This window comes from Nesterenkonia halotolerans (assembly GCF_014874065.1).
GTDB classification, from domain to species: Bacteria; Actinomycetota; Actinomycetes; order Actinomycetales; family Micrococcaceae; genus Nesterenkonia; species Nesterenkonia halotolerans.
Genome location: NZ_JADBEE010000002.1, coordinates 136,734 through 152,268, shown reverse-complemented (window position 1 = coordinate 152,268; position 15,535 = coordinate 136,734). Strand labels below are relative to the sequence as shown.

The following is a 15,535-nucleotide window of genomic DNA, read 5'->3' as shown; positions in this document are numbered from 1 at the left end:
GGGGGATTTCTCTATGCAGTCAAGACTGCCTGGATGCGGCTGTCGCCGCCCCGATCACTTGAGGGTGACGGTGGCGCCTGCGCCTTCCAGGGTCTCCTTGGCCTTCTCGGCGGTGTCCTTGTCGACACCCTCGAGCACGGCCTTGGGAGCGCCGTCGACCAGATCCTTTGCCTCCTTGAGACCGAGGGAAGTCAGACCGCGCACCTCCTTGATGACGCCGATCTTCTTCTCGCCGGCGGACTCAAGGACCACGTCGAACTCGGTCTGCTCTTCAGCCTCTTCGGCGTCGCCGCCGCCTCCTGGGGCTGCTGCTGCTGCCACGGGAGCGGCTGCGGTCACGTCGAAGGTCTCCTCGAAGACCTTGACGAACTCGGAGAGCTCGATCAGGGACATTTCCTTGAACTGTTCGATCAGTTCGTCGTTGCTCATCTTCGCCATGGGGGCGCTCCTTCTAAATGTTTGAGGGGTCTTGCTTGTGGTTCACTGCTGAGCTCGAGCTCAGGCTGCTTCCTGCTGCACGCGAAGCGCCTCGACCGTGCGAACGGCCTTGGACAACGGTGCCTGGAACAGGGAGGCTGCCTTGGACTGGACGCCGATGAGGGCACCAGCCATCTTGCTGAGCAGAACCTCGCGGGACTCAAGGTCCGCGAGCTGCTTCACTCCTGCTTCATCCAGAGCGACGCCATCCATATAGCCGCCCTTGACGATGAGCGCAGGATTGCTCTTGGCGAAGTCACGCAGAGACTTGGCCACGTCCACGGGGTCACCGTGGACGAAGGCGATGGCGGAGGGGCCGGACATCTTGCCTTCAAAGGCGTCGATGCCGAGTTCCCGAGCCGCGATCTCGGTGAGCGTGTTCTTCACCACAGCGTAGTGTGCGTTCTCTCGCACGGACCGGCGCAGAGTCTGCAGCTGGCCCACGGAGAGGCCGCGGTACTCCGTGAGCACTGCGGCAGTCGAGTTGTTGAAGAGTTCCTTCAACTCATCGACGGCGGCAGCCTTCTCAGGATTCGCCATGGCACTCCTTCCGATCATGTAAGCCGGTCACCCCGTTGTGCTGGGACATGAAAAATGCCCCGCTGCGCAAGGCACGGGGCATGGTCTAGGAGAAGGAGCTGATCGCAGTCGTGAGCGATCCGATTCTTCGGATAGAACGTGTTCGTGTCCTGCGCAGGTCGCCCAAAAGGGTCTTTAGAGTTGCGTCGCCTCACAGACATGATGCCTGCTGACCGCGCAGACCAGCCAATGATCTGCGCACGACAACAACGACCGGCGGTCTTTGGTCAGGTGTCACTCTACACTCGGGGCCAGCCCCCTGCAATTCCTGGTCCCTGCGGCGGCAGCGCCTACTCGTTGAGCGGCGGATTCTCCGGGCATCCCATGCCCGAGAAGGCCCCGGATGCACGGAGAATCCGCCGCTCAGCGCACCGGGAGACGAAAGCAGCCCCCGTCGAGAAGACGAGGGCCTGCTTCGGTGGATGCTCCCTGGGGAGCAATCAGCTGATCAGTCGGCGATCACCTTGGTGACGTTCGGATCCACGGGGATGCCGGGTCCGAAGGTGGTGGCCACGGTGACGCGGTTGATATAACGACCCTTGGAGGCGGAGGGCTTCAGACGAAGGACCTCCTCCAGAGCCGCCGCATAGTTCTCGGTCAGCGCCTTGGCGTCGAAGCTGCTCTTGCCCACGATGAAGTGCAGGTTCGAGTGCTTGTCCACGCGGAAGGTGATCTTGCCGCCCTTGAGCTCGTTGACGGCCTTGGCGACGTCGGGGGTCACGGTGCCGGTCTTGGGGTTCGGCATCAGGTTGCGGGGACCCAGAACCTTGCCCAGACGTCCGACCTTGCCCATCATGTCGGGGGAGGCGACGGCGGCGTCGAAGTCGGTCCAGCCTTCGGCGACCTTGGCGATGAGCTCATCGCCGCCGACGTAGTCTGCTCCGGCCTCTTCAGCCTTGGCGACGTTGTCACCCTGGGTGAAGACGACCACGCGGGCGGTCTTGCCGGTGCCGTGGGGCAGGATGACCGTGCCGCGGACCATCTGGTCCGCCTTGCGCGGGTCGACCGAGAGGCGCATGGCCACCTCGACCGTCGCGTCCGACTTGGACGGGTTGGTCTCCTTGGCCAGGGCTACTGCCTCGGCCGGGGAGTACAGCGCGTCCTCGTTGATCTTCTGAGCTGCTGCTTCATAAGCTTTGCTGCGCTTTGCCATCTGCGTTGTTCTCCTTAGCAGTTGTGGTACGTGGGTCGCGCTCGACCCTTCCCACCGTCCACCCACGAAGGGTCGGACTCATTGTCTGTCCACAGAGCGAATGCCCTGTGTCTTGTCTACGGGCGGGTGCCCTGTTCAGCCTTCGACGGTGATGCCCATGGAGCGGGCAGTGCCGGCGACGATCTTGGAGGCTCCGGCGAGGTCATTCGCGTTGAGGTCCTCCATCTTGGTCTGTGCGATCTCTTCGACCTGCGACTGGGTCAGCTTGCCGACCTTCTCGGTGTGCGGCACGCCCGAGCCCTTGGCCACGCCTGCTGCCTTCTTGATCAGCTCGGCTGCCGGCGGAGTCTTGGTGACGAAGGTGAAGGAGCGGTCTTCGTAGACCGTGATCTCCACAGGGATCACGTTGCCGCGCTGGGACTCAGTCGCCGCGTTGTAAGCCTTGCAGAACTCCATGATGTTGACACCGTGCTGACCCAGTGCAGGACCAATCGGAGGGGCCGGGTTGGCGGCGCCTGCGTTGATCTGCAGCTTGATCAGGCCGGAGACTTTCTTCTTCGGGGCCATGTTCAGCGTCCTTTTCTTACGTTGCAGGCTCTCGCATGGGCTGCGTTGCAGCCGGGGGCGCGAGAGCCCTCACCTGGTGTCCCCGTGCCACAGGAGCGTGACGCAGGGGGGTGGCCATCATGGCGTGATGACCGGTTCGACGCCACAGGCCAAAGCCACCTGCGGCGTCGAAAGTTTTGAGTTGTACAGCTGATCCTCAGTAGATCTTTTCGACCTGGTTGAAGTTCAGCGTCACGGGAGTCTCGCGCTCGAAGATCGAGACCAGCACCACGAGCTGGCGAGAATCTGCGTGGATCTCTGAGATGGAGGCCGGGAGCGTCGCGAAGGGACCATCGGTGACGGTGACAGACTCGCCGACCTCGAAGTCGACCTTGATGTCCGATGCGCCCGCTGCTCCGGAGCCATCCTCGGCCTCGCCGTGCTTGGGCGCGTCGGGCTTGCCGAGCAGGTGGTCCGAGAGCATCGCGAAGACCTCGTCGGAGCTCAGCGGGTGCGGGTCGTGGGCGTTGCCGACGAAGCCGGTGACGCCCGGGGTGTGGCGCACGACGCCCCAGGAGGCGTCGGTGAGCTCCATGCGGACGATCACGTAGCCGGGAATCCGGACGCGGGTGACGACCTTGCGCTGAGTTCCCTTGATCTCCACGACCTCTTCCATGGGGACCTCGATCTCGAAGATGTGGTCCTCCATGTCCTGGGTCTGGATGCGGGTCTCCAGGTTGGACTTCACACGCTTCTCGTAGCCGGCATAGGTGTGCACGACGTACCAGTCGCCGAGCTGACGTCGCAGCTTGGACTTCAGCGCAGCGGCGCGCTCCTCGTAGGACTTCTCCTCCTCGGGCACATCGGCGTCAGCCGCCTGCTCACCCTCAGCCTCGACCTCAATGGTCTCCTCTGCCTCGCCGGCAGCGGCTGTGGTCTGCTCGTCTGCCTCGGCAGGGGCGTCCTGGGCGGCGTCGACCTCTTCGGTCTGCTGCGAAAGATCCTGATCAGACACTGTTCTCCTGCTTTCCGTGGTGCTCACCGACCACACGGCGAGCTCTCGATCCCGTGACGCGAGGCGCTGGATGCGCCGCTACGTCATCGTCAGTTGTCAGTCACCGTTTTCAGCACTGTCGTCCACCGCGCCATCGTCTCCTGCGCCACCACCGTCGGCCGGTGCCTCTGCCGGCTGCTCCACTCCTCCGCTGCTGCCGCCGAAGAGCGCCTCGGCTCCGCGACTGAAGACGGCGTCGAAACCGGTGACGATTCCGATCACCACGAGAACGAAGACCAGGACCACAGTCGTGTAGTTGACCAGCTCGCGCCGGGTCGGGACGACGACCTTCTTGAGTTCGTCGATCACCTGACGGAGGAACAGCAACACTTTCCCGAACGGGCCCTTCGGTTCGCCGCCGGCGGGCGTGGAGCCCTGATCTGGCGTCGAAGGCGACTGGGACACAAAGACTCCATCTGTTCACGGTTAAGGCGGGTGCCTAGCAGGGCAGACAGGACTCGAACCTGCAACCTACGGTTTTGGAGACCGTTGCGCTACCAATTGCGCCACTGCCCTAGGGGTTCCGGATCCTCCGCCACCGTATCGCACCCACTGCCGGGAGCCGGTTTTGGGGCACGATGGAACGGAGGTGCCTGAGACACCGGTGAATGAGTCTACGCCCTCTCTCCGGCGCAGGACAAACCGGTACTGTGGGAGCAGTCCATGAATCCCGAAAGGATCCCACAGACATGACTTCCCCGCGCTCCCGCATCTCCGACCGTATCGGCTCGATCGCCGAGTCCGCCACCCTTGCCGTCGACGCCAAGGCCAAGGCCATGAAGGCTGACGGTGAGGATGTCATCGGGTTCGGCGCGGGTGAGCCGGACTTCCCGACTCCGGACTACGTGGTCGCCGCAGCCATGGAGGCCGCGCAGAACCCGCGCTTCCACCGCTACTCCCCTGCCGCCGGGCTGCCCGAGCTGCGCGCCGCCGTGGCCGAGAAGACCACCCGGGACTCGGGGTACCGCATCCAGGGCGAGGCGCTCACCCCGGCCAACGTGCTGATCACCAATGGCGGCAAGCAGGCGGTCTACAACACCTTCGCCACGCTGCTGGATCCGGGTGATGAGGTCATCGTCCCGACGCCCTTCTGGACGACCTACCCAGAGGCGATCAAGCTTGCCGGCGGCGTCCCGGTCGACATCTTCGCCGGACCCGAGCAGGGTTATAAGGTCACCCTGGACCAGCTCGAGAGCGTGCTGAGTGAACGGACGAAGGTGCTCGTCTTCGTCTCCCCGTCCAACCCCACCGGCGCGGTCTACTCCGCTGCCGCGGTGCGCGAGATCGGCCGCTGGGCCGCTGAGAAGGGACTGTGGGTGGTCACCGATGAGATCTATGAGCACCTGACCTACGACGGGGCCGAGTTCACCTCCATCGCCGCGCTGCCGGAGCTCGCCGATCAGGTCGTGGTGCTCAACGGAGTGGCCAAGACCTACGCCATGACAGGCTGGCGGGTGGGCTGGATGGTGGGACCCACCGACATCATCAAGGCCGCGTCGAATCTGCAGTCCCACGCCACCAGCAACGTCGCCAACGTCTCGCAGATGGCTGCACTGGCGGCCGTGGAGGGCTCTCTGGACGCGGTCGAGACGATGAAGGCCGCCTTCGACCGACGTCGCCGAGCGATCGTCAGCGGCCTCAATGCGATCGAGGGGTTCTCCTGCCCCACGCCGGAGGGCGCGTTCTACGCCTACGTGGACGTCCGCGAGGCGCTGGGCCGCGAGATCGGCGGTCGCACGCCGCAGACCTCCGCTGAGCTGGCGGAGATCATCCTGGAGCAGGCGAAGGTCGCCGTCGTCCCGGGTGAGGCCTTCGGGCCCAGCGGCTTCCTGCGCCTGTCCTACGCCCTGGGAGACGATGACCTGGACAAGGGTCTGCGCCGCATCCAGGAGCTCATGGCCTGAGCACGGCCGGTGTGGAGCAGATCCGTCCCCATGACAGGGTGTGTCCCGAGGAGCTGAACCCATAGACTCATAGGAGCACCTGCCGAGGACGTCAGGCTCGAGATCCACCTGGAATCCATGAAGGGACGAGCTGAATCATCATGCGCATCGGACTGCTCACCTCCGGCGGCGACTGCCCCGGCCTGAACGCTGTCATCCGCTCCTCTGTGCTGCACGGCATCAAGAGCTATGGCGATGAGTTCGTCGGCTTCAAGGGCGGGTGGCGCGGGGTCATCGAAGGTGACTACATCGACCTCCCCCGACAGTCCGTGCGTGGGCTCTCCCGCGAGGGCGGCACGATCCTGGGCACCTCCCGCACCCACCCGTACAACCATCCCCACGGTGGGCCGGAGAACATCGCGAAGCAGCTCAAGCGCCATGACATCGACGCCGTCATCGCCATCGGCGGTGAAGGCACGCTCGCCGGCGCCAAGCGACTCGCCGACGACGGCATCCCTGTGGTGGGCGTGCCCAAGACCATCGACAACGACCTGAAGGCCACCGACTACACCTTCGGCTTCGACACCGCCATCTCCATCGCCACCGACGCGATGGACCGGCTGCGCACCACCGGCGAGTCCCATCACCGCTGCATGGTCGCCGAGGTCATGGGCCGCCACGTGGGCTGGATCGCGCTGCACTCGGGCATGGCCGCCGGAGCCCACGCCATCCTGATCCCGGAACACCGGATCTCCATGGACCAGGTCTGCGAATGGGTGGAGCAGGTCCACTCGCGCGGCCGCTCCCCGCTGGTGGTCGTCGCCGAGGGATTCATCCCCGAGGATGCCGAGGAGGCGCTGGCCGGCAAGGGCGAAGAGTCCGACGGACGACCGCGTCTGGGCGGCATCGGCGAGTGGGTGACCCATCAGATCGAGGCCAAGACCGGGATCGAGTCCCGGCACACCACTCTGGGCCACATCCAGCGCGGCGGGAACCCCACCGGCTACGACCGGGTGCTGGCCACCCGCTTCGGCATCCGCGCCCTGGACCTCGTCCACGAGCAGGCCTGGGGCCACATGGCCGCCCTGCGTGGGACCGAGATCGTCAAGGTCGATCTCACCGAGGCCCTGGACGGGCTGAAGTCGGTCCCGGCCGAGCGCTATGACGAGGCGCAGATCCTCTTCGGCCGCTGAGCCGGGCGTGATCGTTCACCCATGACTGCTCTGCAGGACCACACTCGCAGCATCATCGCCCTGTCCTGGTCGCGGATGCTCGGGCTTCCCGACGAGGATCTCCTGGGCCGCCCCGCACGCCACGAGATCACCCGCGCCGACAGGTCGGCGGTGTCCTTCCTGCAGCTCTTCGGCCACACCGTGCTCAGCGGACCCGCCGAAGTGCTCCGCCGCGCCCGCGACATCGATGACGCGGCACTGGCCGAGGAGCGCTGCCTGCTGGATCTGGCGCGCCAACATGGCGAGGGCGCCCGGAGCCGGGGTGCGTCCACGCTGCTCTACGCGGAGGAGCCACCGAGCCTGGGGCCCTCAGCCCTCGGCGCGGTCTCCTACGATCAGGGCCACGTGCGCGAGGTGCTCGCCGAATCTCCCGCCGACGACGTGCAGGTCTCCGGGATCGCGGAGGCTTCGTGGAGCGCCGCGCTGGTCAGCGAGGACAGCGGCGCCGCGCTCGGAGCCGCCGGCCGCGAGGTGTGGTCGGGCATGCTGGCCCAGCTGGGCGTGCTGACCGCGCCCTCGCGGCGAGGCACCGGGGTGGGGCTGCACCTCGGCGCGGTCGCCGCCGAGGAGGCCTTCGTCGAAGGGCTCATCCCGCAGTGGCAGGCCGACAGCCAATCTGCCGGCGCGCTGCGCATCGCCGCACAGCTCGGCTTCACCTCCGCCGGGACGCAGACCGTCGTGGTCTTCGACCGGCCAGCCGTCGACCCGCCGGTGATCGATCAGCCCTAGCGGCGCGGTTTGCGCAGGAAGTCTCCCTGCGGGCGTCCCACGGCCTGCCCGGCGTCCGGGCGCACGATGATCTCCTGGGCTGCGGCGTAGAAGCTCGGCTCCTCCGCCCCGTCACGGACCACCAGCTGCAGCGCAGGGTCGACCTTGCGCTTGACCAGGGCCAGGGCGATGGGCCCCATCTCGTGGTGACGGCCCACGGAGGTGATCTTTCCGACCGCACGCTCCTGGATGAGCTCTTCCGGCGAGGCCTCTGCAGACGCTGCCAGCACATCTGAGCCGATGGCGGGAAGCGTGTGCTCGCTGCCGTCCAGATGCAGGAAGACCAGGCGACGCGGTGGATGTCCGAGGTTGTGCACCCGTGCCACCGTCTCCTGGCCCTTATAGCAGCCCTTGCTCAGGTGCACCGCAGTGCGGATGAGATCCAGCTCGTGGGGGATCGCCTTCTCATCGACCTCGCGGGCGAGCCGCGGGCGCCAGGCGGCGATGCGCAGCGCCTCGGACGCCATCGTGCCGGCGAGCATCCATCCTGCCTGCAGGATCGAGTCGATCACCGCGCCGAGTGCATCGCGCGGGACCAGGCTCAGCCGCCAGGACCAGTCGCTGCCCGGATGCTGCGACTCCTCGATCTCGGCGTAGCTCGCGGCGCCGACGCCGAGCTGCGGCCAGGGATCCTCCCAGACGATCTGCGGAGCCGGTGAGGTGGCTTCGGGCAGCGCCGCCATGGAGCCGAGCACAGCGTACTCGGCGCTTCGATCGGTGATCTCCACCCGGAGCATGAACTTCATCGAGTCGAGCCACTGGGCGAGCACGGCCCCGTGGGAGCCTTCGGTGATGAGCCAGACGGTCTCGCCGTCGTCGATCACTGCCGCCTCGTGCTCGATCCGACCCGAGATATCCAGCAGCAGCAGCTCGGTGGGCTCGCCGGGCTTGAGCCCTGCGATCTGCTGTGAGGAGAGCGTGCTCAGCCAGGACAGCCGGTCAGGACCGCTGACGGTGACCACGCTGCGATTCGAGAGGTCGACGACGGCGGAGCCTTGCTCGAGTGCTCGCTGTTCGCGGGTGGGGTCGCCGTAGTGTCCGGCGACCGGGGCATCATCGCCGCTGTCGGGCACGGCGCCGGGCCGGGAGAGCAGTTCAGAGCTGAGGCGTTCATCCACGGGGGGACTCCTTCATCGAGGCGTGTGACGCGGACATGCTGGTCAGCGTGTGCGCGTCTGGTCGGCGCGGTCGCATCTGGTCTGCGTGCGTTCGGCACGGGAGCCCAGGCTAGCGTCTGGCGCTGACCTCTTCGGCCGAGGCGATGCGGTCGAGGATCGCCGAGGCGTGGGGGGTCATCGTCCCGTCCGCGCCGCGCAGATCCCAGCGCCAGAACAGCTGACTGTTCACCAGTCCGAACATCCGCGAGGCGCCTGGGTATTCCGCGGCATGCTCGCCGCGCATCACTGCGTCGGTGGCCAGTTGAAGCTGCGGGCCCTTGATCTTGCCGTAGTAGAGCTCGGTGAGGCTTCCGGGGTGCGCGATCGTGGCTGTGATCGGGAAGGATCCGTCCTGCTGCGCGAGCTGGTCCACGTCGCCGGCGCTCCTGTAGGCCGGCACCACATCCGCGGGATCCAGTCCGGGGCCGACGTCGGCGTCGGTGCGTGCCCGGTCCAGGGACCAGAATCCAGACTCCACGGAGAGTGGGCGCAGTCGAGTGCCCGCATCATCGGCGAGCCAGGTCTCTGCCCGGTACTCCACGAATTCGAGCCCGGTGTCGCGGAAGGTGACGTCCTGGGTAAAGACCGGATCGTCCTGCTCGCCGGACCCGAGGCGACCCTGGCCCCGCCAGCTGCCGAGCAGCCAGTAGAGCGGCGCCAGTTCGGGAGTCAGGTCGGTGGGGAGCTCCATGGGGGCCATGACCTCAGCCCTTTCCTCTAGGTGGACCGGACATGCCTGCGCCAGAGCCTCCGGACGTGCGGGCCTGTGTGCAGCGGATCAGCGCTGACCCTTGTACAGGCGTGAGATGACGGTCCAGGAGATGCCGGCAATGGTCAGCGTCACCAGGAGGAGCAGCCCGATGAAGAAGATCTCCAGTGCCAGCAGCGAGACGTTCTGCAATGCGAAGTTCATGGGTCAAAGTGTACAACTTCACACCAGCAGCAGACGCTCCGTGAAGTAGGTGAGGGCGCCCATGGCGGCGATGGGGGCCGCACCGACCGCGATGCCGGAGAGGATCCCCTGCGGCGGACCCTTCGCGACGAGGAATCGCCGGAAGGAGGCCAGCAGCAGCCCGGCCACCAGTCCCAGCGTGCCGGCGAAGAGCAGGGTCAGCTCGCCCCAGACCAGGGTCATCCCGATCGCCGCGGCCACACTGCCGGCGATCACCAGGGTCATCGCGAGCGCGTTGCGCAGCGGCACGAAGGCCAGCAGCGTGCCCACTCCCAGGGTTCCGGCCGCCAATGTCACCACGGCGAGCTCACCGGACGCGCCGGTCACAGCGAGCAGCGTGAAGTTCTCCACGGCAAGCAGGCCGCGCACGGTGAGGATGCCTGTGCTGTCCTCCCCGCCGGAGGCGCCGGCGAGCTCGACCGGGTAGCGCAGCCCGGCGACCCAGCCCGCGGTCGTGGTCCCGATCAGGACCCCCGCGCAGGCGCCGATGGTGGATTCCAGCCGGTGTGGGCGCCCCGTGCCACGGAGCACCTGGATCAGGAAGACGCTCATCACGCCGAAGGCCAGCGCGACGGAGGACCAGAAGAAGAGGTTGTCTGCGGTGCCCACCACTGCTGCGCCGAGCGCCGCGATGACTCCCGCGGCGGCGATGACGCTGGAGAGGGACCGGCGGGCCGTCACGCCCATCAGCTGGGGCCACCCCAGGGCGATGAACACGCAGATCGCGCAGACGACGAGCGTCATGGCGAGGGTGCCGGCCCAGGAGGCCAGGGCGAGGGCTGTCGCCGCGAACAGGGAGGAGGCGGCCACCGGGATGTACTTCACAACAGGCCATCCTAGAGGTCAGCGCTTCTGACGTCGCCTATACTCATCTGCAGATCGCTGAATCACTTTTTCACATTGTGAAATCTTTGGCTGTTGAAGTCCGCAATCACCGTTGACGACCTTCGCGCACGCACCTGGCCGGGCGCAGCCTGCATCGGGTTCAGCATCCGGTGCAGCGGGGACCCTCGGGGCCCGGTGAAGATAGTGACCCTAGGGGAAGGAGTCATGCATGGCTCAAGTTCTGCTGCTCTCAGACACCCCCGACGACGCACTGCCGTCCCTGGAGCTGCTCACCCATCGGATCCGCACCTTCCCCGCGGAGGCCTCCTCGATCGTGCGGGCGCCGAATGTGGATGTGACCCTGATCGATGCTCGGACCAAGCTGGCCCACGCGAGGTCGCTGTGCCAGCTGGTGAAGACCTCGATGCTCTCGCCGGTGCTGGTGATCGTCACCGAGGCCGGGCTGCCCACGCTGAACGAGTCCTGGCAGGCCGACGACTTCATCCTCGGGGAGGCGAGTCCCGGCGAGGTCGATGCGCGGATTCGGCTTGCGGCTGTCGAGACGCCCGAAGAGGCCCCGGTGGGAGAGATCCGCGCCGGCGGCATCACCATCGATGAGACCACCTATATGGCCACCATCAACGGGCGGCTGCTCAACCTGACCTATAAAGAGTTCGAGCTGCTCAAACACCTGGCCCTGCATCCGGGACAGGTCTTCACCCGTGACCGTCTGCTCCACGATGTCTGGGGCTACGACTACTTCGGCGGCACCCGCACGGTCGATGTGCATATCCGCCGCCTGCGAGCCAAGCTGGGCCCCGATCACGAATCGCTCATCGGCACCGTCCGCAACGTGGGCTACCGCCTGGTGGTCAGCGGAACCGATGCCGCCAAGAACGCTGCGACGGCGGACCCGGCGACCGGCGATGGACAGGACGACGCCGCCTGAGCCCAGGCTCACATGCCCCGCGCAGCGGCCACGGCCCAGCTGATGACCGCCGGAGAGGGCTCCGATACAGTGAGGCCATGAGTACAGCGGATGAGACACCAGCCGATTCGGACCAGACAGTCGTCGAGCTGAGCAGCGGGGCTCCTGCGACTGACCTGCACCACGCCTTGCTGGAACTCGCAGCGGTGGCCGCGGAAGCTGACGCGAATCCCCCGTTCTCCGAGCAGACTCTGGTGGAGCTGCACCGAGCCGCTGAGCAGGGGACCCAGCAGAGCCCATTGCGCATCGCCTACGCCTGGACCGAGAAGTCCACGGACTCCCGCCTGCTGGCCGGGGCCGGCGTCGTCGTCGAGGGCGATGGCGAGGTCCCCGATGTGCTGGAGCTGGTGGTCAGGCCCAACTGCCGTCAGCGCGGGATCGGTGCCGCGCTGGTCGATGAGCTCAGCACCTCGGTCCTGGCTGCGGACTCCGGACGCTCGCGACGCGCCTGGGCCCACGGGGAACACGATGCCGCGGGTCGGCTCGCCCAGCGCTATGGCTGGACACCCGTGCGCGAGCTCTGGCGCATGCGCCTGACCACGCTGGACGAGGCCCCGGCGCCGGAGCTTCCAGACTCGGTGACGCTGCGCGGCTTCCGGCCCGGAGAGGATGATCAGGCCTGGCTTGCGGCCAATGCGGCCGCCTTCGTCGATCACCCCGAACAGGGACGACTCACCCTGGAGGACCTGCACGCCCGCATGGAGGAGGACTGGTTCGATCCCGAGGGCTTCCTGCTCGCCTTCGAGGGTGATCAGCTGCTCGGATTCCACTGGACCAAGGTCCAGGAGCCGGGGCTCGGCGAGGTCTACGTCGTCGGCGTCGTCCCCGCGGCCCAGGGCCGCGGACTCGGTCGCAGCCTGACCCTGGCGGGGATCGAGCATCTGCACCGTGCCGGGCATGAGGCGATCATGCTCTACGTCGACGCGGACAACACGGCGGCCGTCAAGCTGTACAAGCGGCTGGGATTCACCAAATGGGATGCGGACACCATGTACGCCCCGGCCGACGACCACAGCACTGAACCTGCCTGATATCTTGGTTCCTCGTGAGCTCCCCCGAGACCATGACCAAGGTCCCCCGCCGCCGAACTGTCACAGTCTCCGACGACGGCACTGATGCAGAGATCCTCGCCGCTGGAGCGCTCTGCTGGCGCGTGCGCCGCGGAGAGCTCGAGGTGCTGCTGATCCACCGGCAGCGCTATGACGACTGGTCCTTCCCCAAGGGCAAGCTCGATGAGGGCGAGACGCTTCCCGAATGCGCCGTCCGTGAAGTGCGCGAGGAGATCGGGCTGAAGGTCCGCCTGGGCATGCCGCTGCCGGTCACCCGCTACTCGGTGGGCAAGGCCCGCAATGGGGCCGGCAACGGGCCCGAGAGCCCCGGCGCCGGAAAGGGAAACGGCGGCAAGGCCAAGGAGGTCTGGTACTGGGCCGCTCACGTCGCCGAGGGGACACCGGTCCCCGATGGCGATGAGGTGGACGAGACCGCCTGGATGAGCGTGGAACGAGCCCGCGAGATGCTCACGAACCGTGGCGATGTGCTGCCGCTGGACGAGCTGGAGAACCTCCACGAGCAGCAGCGGCTGCACACCGCGCCCTTCATCGTGCTGCGTCACGCCAAGGCCAAGCCACGCTCCTCCTGGTCGCGCGCCGAGTCCGAGCGCCCCCTGGCCGCCACGGGGAAGCGGCAGGCCCGGTCGGTGGAGCGGCTGCTCGTCTGCTGGCGCCCGCGTCACCTCGAGTCCAGCCCGTGGAAGCGGTGCGAAGAGACCATCGCTCCCTACGTGAAGGCCCACCGCAACCGCGCCACCTACCGCAAATCGTTGACGGAGAAGCGTGCGGAGGCTCATCCTGAGCGGACCAGAACACGCACACGCCGGTGCCTGGAGCTGCTGCTGCCCACGCTGATCTGCACCCACCGTCCGGTGCTGCCGCTGATCCTGGAGACGATGACGGGCTGGTTCCAGTCCGCGGAGCTGGGCCTCGCGCTGCCGCAGGAAGATCCCTACCTGCGTCCCGGCGCGGTGCTCGTCGCGCAGCAGGCCATGGACCGCGGCGGCGAGATCGTCGCCCTCGAGGTCTACGAGCCCTTCGAGGACTGAATGGTCGCCCACTCCTGACAAGGGAGGAATGCGACCGGTACGCTCTGTCCATGACTGCGCAGAAGAACGTCCATCCCACCGCAGAGCTTCGCATCGACGAGGACCGGGGACGTGCCGAGCTCTGGGACAGCATCAACGGTCAGCGCACCTTCATCGGATTCGTCGGATTCGCCCCCGAGACGCTGCGCGGCCAGGAGGTGACCCTGCTCCAGCACACCATCGTGCACCCGCAGCACAGCCGCCAGGGCTATGCACGCTGTCTGGTGACCTTGCTGCTGGAGGAGTTCAAAGCCGAGGGTCGGCTCTTCGCCTCCGAGTGCAGCTATATCGACGCCTATCTGCGCCGGTACCCGGAGTACCGCGCCCAGCAGGCCAGCGCCTGAGTCCGCCCGGCAGCTCCACACCCGGCGCCCCCGTGGCCGCGCTCCCCCGGTATGCTGTGGTCCGTGAACTCGACGATCCCCACCCCGTACGAGGACCTGCTCGCGGATGTGCTGAACTCCGGCACGGCCAAGTCTGACCGGACTGGAACGGGCACCACCAGCGTGTTCGGCCGCCAGATCCGGTTCGATCTCGCGGAGTCCTTCCCTCTGGTGACCACCAAGCGTGTGCACTTCAAGTCCGTGGCACTGGAGCTGCTCTGGTTCCTGCGCGGTGACTCCAATGCCCGCTGGCTGCAGGAGCGCGGCGTGCGCATCTGGAACGAATGGGCCGATGAGGACGGCGAGCTCGGTCCCATCTACGGCGTGCAGTGGCGCTCCTGGCCCACTCCTTCGGGGGAGGACATCGACCAGATCTCGAATCTCATCACCTCGTTGAAGACCGATCCCGACTCGCGCCGGCACCTGGTCACCGCCTGGAATCCCGCGCAGATCTCCGAGATGGCACTGCCGCCGTGTCACATCATGTTCCAGTTCTATGTGGCCGACGGCAGGCTCTCCTGCCAGCTGTATCAGCGCAGCGCCGACATGTTCCTCGGCGTGCCCTTCAACATCGCCTCCTATTCGCTGCTCACCCGAATGGTGGCCGAGCAGGTCGGACTGGAGCCCGGCGAGTTCATCTGGACCGGCGGGGACTGCCACATCTACGGCAACCATCGAGACCAGGTGCGCGAGCAGCTCTCCCGCGCCCCCTACCCGGCCCCCCGGCTGGAGATCAGGCGTCGTCCGGAATCGATCTTCGACTACGAGCTCAAGGACTTCGAGGTCCAGGACTACCAGCATCACCCTGCCATCAAGGCACCCGTCGCTGTATGACCTCACCCCGCACAGAGATCGGCATGATCTGGGCGCAGACGGCCTCCGGAGTGATCGGCGACGACGGCGGCATGCCCTGGCACCTCCCCGAGGACCTCGCGCACTTCAAGGAGCAGACGCGTGGATGTCCCGTGGTCATGGGACGCCGGACCTGGGAGTCCTTCCCGCCGAAGTACCGCCCGCTGCCGGGCAGGACGAACATCGTGATCACCCGTGACCAGCAGGCGGCCGTGGAGATCACCCGACTCGGCGGCCAGACCGTGACGAGTCTTGACTCCGGGCTGGAGCTCGCAGCCGGCTCCGGCGCGGAGAAGGTCTGGATCATCGGCGGTGGCCGGGTCTACGCCGAGGCGGTGGAACGCTCCACGGCGGAGCTGGCGGTGATCACCGTGATCCACACGCAGGTCTCCGGCGACACCTCCGCTCCTCAGCTCACCGATGAGTGGCAGCTGGAGCGCCGTGATCCCCCCACCGGTACCCACCGCAGCGCCAACGGGCTGGAATATCACATCGAGACCCACCGACGCGGAGACGGCGCCTCGCGACAACTCCGGAGAGGAGCCTGAG

General features: G+C 66.8%; 19 protein-coding genes and 1 tRNA gene. 9 read left to right on the top strand and 11 right to left on the bottom strand.

The window, feature by feature from the left end; genetic code table 11:
- Positions 1-54: 54 nt before the first annotated feature.
- The 7 genes from rplL to H4W26_RS10855 all read right to left on the bottom strand — a co-directional run bounded on the left by rplL (position 55) and on the right by H4W26_RS10855 (position 4,325).
- Positions 55-438: a 50S ribosomal protein L7/L12 gene (gene rplL / locus H4W26_RS10885; RefSeq protein ID WP_192592258.1), complete on the bottom strand. Its 384-nt coding sequence runs from the start codon at positions 436-438 to the stop codon at positions 55-57.
- Between the two features lie 60 nt (positions 439-498).
- Complete coding sequence (rplJ, locus tag H4W26_RS10880; RefSeq protein WP_192592257.1) at positions 499-1,017, bottom strand: 50S ribosomal protein L10; 519 nt, start codon at positions 1,015-1,017, stop codon at positions 499-501.
- 487 nt (positions 1,018-1,504) lie between these two features.
- The gene (gene rplA, locus H4W26_RS10875; protein ID WP_192592256.1) at positions 1,505-2,209 is read right to left on the bottom strand and encodes a 50S ribosomal protein L1; all 705 of its coding nucleotides are present in this window, start codon (positions 2,207-2,209) and stop codon (positions 1,505-1,507) included.
- A 135-nt stretch (positions 2,210-2,344) separates the two neighbouring features.
- Positions 2,345-2,776, bottom strand: coding sequence for a 50S ribosomal protein L11 (gene rplK / locus H4W26_RS10870; protein ID WP_192592255.1), 432 nt, complete (start codon positions 2,774-2,776; stop codon positions 2,345-2,347).
- A gap of 196 nt (positions 2,777-2,972) precedes the next feature.
- Positions 2,973-3,770, bottom strand: coding sequence for a transcription termination/antitermination protein NusG (gene nusG, locus H4W26_RS10865; protein ID WP_192592254.1), 798 nt, complete (start codon positions 3,768-3,770; stop codon positions 2,973-2,975).
- A gap of 96 nt (positions 3,771-3,866) precedes the next feature.
- Positions 3,867-4,214 (bottom strand): preprotein translocase subunit SecE, encoded by a 348-nt coding sequence (gene secE, locus H4W26_RS10860; protein WP_192592253.1) that lies wholly within the window; start codon positions 4,212-4,214, stop codon positions 3,867-3,869.
- Positions 4,215-4,252: 38 nt separating this feature from the next.
- Positions 4,253-4,325: transfer RNA gene (locus H4W26_RS10855), tRNA-Trp, on the bottom strand.
- A 173-nt stretch (positions 4,326-4,498) separates the two neighbouring features.
- On the opposite strand from H4W26_RS10855, the gene H4W26_RS10850 reads away from it, so the two are divergent.
- From H4W26_RS10850 to H4W26_RS10840, 3 genes are all read left to right on the top strand, one after another.
- The gene (locus H4W26_RS10850) at positions 4,499-5,713 is read left to right on the top strand and encodes a pyridoxal phosphate-dependent aminotransferase (protein WP_192592252.1); all 1,215 of its coding nucleotides are present in this window, start codon (positions 4,499-4,501) and stop codon (positions 5,711-5,713) included.
- Between the two features lie 140 nt (positions 5,714-5,853).
- Positions 5,854-6,885 (top strand): 6-phosphofructokinase, encoded by a 1,032-nt coding sequence (locus tag H4W26_RS10845; protein WP_192592251.1) that lies wholly within the window; start codon positions 5,854-5,856, stop codon positions 6,883-6,885.
- A 21-nt stretch (positions 6,886-6,906) separates the two neighbouring features.
- A complete protein-coding gene (locus H4W26_RS10840) occupies positions 6,907-7,653 on the top strand; it encodes a GNAT family N-acetyltransferase (protein WP_192592250.1) in 747 nt (248 codons plus the stop codon).
- On the opposite strand, the gene ygfZ is transcribed toward H4W26_RS10840, so the two are convergent.
- The 4 genes from ygfZ to H4W26_RS10825 form a co-directional block, all read right to left on the bottom strand.
- Complete coding sequence (gene ygfZ / locus H4W26_RS10835) at positions 7,650-8,810, bottom strand: CAF17-like 4Fe-4S cluster assembly/insertion protein YgfZ (protein WP_192592249.1); 1,161 nt, start codon at positions 8,808-8,810, stop codon at positions 7,650-7,652. The genes H4W26_RS10840 and ygfZ overlap by 4 nt on opposite strands.
- A gap of 109 nt (positions 8,811-8,919) precedes the next feature.
- Complete coding sequence (locus tag H4W26_RS10830) at positions 8,920-9,549, bottom strand: nitrobindin family protein (RefSeq protein WP_192592248.1); 630 nt, start codon at positions 9,547-9,549, stop codon at positions 8,920-8,922.
- A 78-nt stretch (positions 9,550-9,627) separates the two neighbouring features.
- Positions 9,628-9,762, bottom strand: coding sequence for a hypothetical protein (locus H4W26_RS13905; RefSeq protein WP_264080854.1), 135 nt, complete (start codon positions 9,760-9,762; stop codon positions 9,628-9,630).
- A gap of 18 nt (positions 9,763-9,780) precedes the next feature.
- Complete coding sequence (locus H4W26_RS10825) at positions 9,781-10,626, bottom strand: hypothetical protein (RefSeq protein WP_192592247.1); 846 nt, start codon at positions 10,624-10,626, stop codon at positions 9,781-9,783.
- 229 nt (positions 10,627-10,855) lie between these two features.
- Here H4W26_RS10825 and H4W26_RS10820 point away from each other — a divergent pair, with 229 nt between their 5' ends.
- From H4W26_RS10820 to H4W26_RS10795, 6 genes are all read left to right on the top strand, one after another.
- Complete coding sequence (locus H4W26_RS10820) at positions 10,856-11,575, top strand: winged helix-turn-helix domain-containing protein (protein ID WP_192592246.1); 720 nt, start codon at positions 10,856-10,858, stop codon at positions 11,573-11,575.
- Between the two features lie 77 nt (positions 11,576-11,652).
- Positions 11,653-12,645, top strand: a complete 993-nt coding sequence (gene mshD, locus H4W26_RS10815) for a mycothiol synthase (protein ID WP_192592245.1) — start codon at positions 11,653-11,655, stop codon at positions 12,643-12,645.
- Between the two features lie 14 nt (positions 12,646-12,659).
- The gene (locus H4W26_RS10810) at positions 12,660-13,712 is read left to right on the top strand and encodes an NUDIX hydrolase (RefSeq protein WP_318779864.1); all 1,053 of its coding nucleotides are present in this window, start codon (positions 12,660-12,662) and stop codon (positions 13,710-13,712) included.
- A 50-nt stretch (positions 13,713-13,762) separates the two neighbouring features.
- The gene (locus H4W26_RS10805; RefSeq protein WP_192592244.1) at positions 13,763-14,095 is read left to right on the top strand and encodes a GNAT family N-acetyltransferase; all 333 of its coding nucleotides are present in this window, start codon (positions 13,763-13,765) and stop codon (positions 14,093-14,095) included.
- Positions 14,096-14,158: 63 nt separating this feature from the next.
- A complete protein-coding gene (locus H4W26_RS10800; protein ID WP_404821829.1) occupies positions 14,159-14,968 on the top strand; it encodes a thymidylate synthase in 810 nt (269 codons plus the stop codon).
- Positions 14,965-15,534 carry a dihydrofolate reductase gene (locus H4W26_RS10795; RefSeq protein WP_192592242.1) on the top strand — a complete coding sequence of 190 codons (570 nt, stop codon included), beginning with the start codon at positions 14,965-14,967 and terminating at the stop codon, positions 15,532-15,534. Before H4W26_RS10800 ends, H4W26_RS10795 begins: the two co-directional genes overlap by 4 nt.
- Position 15,535: the final 1 nt, after the last annotated feature.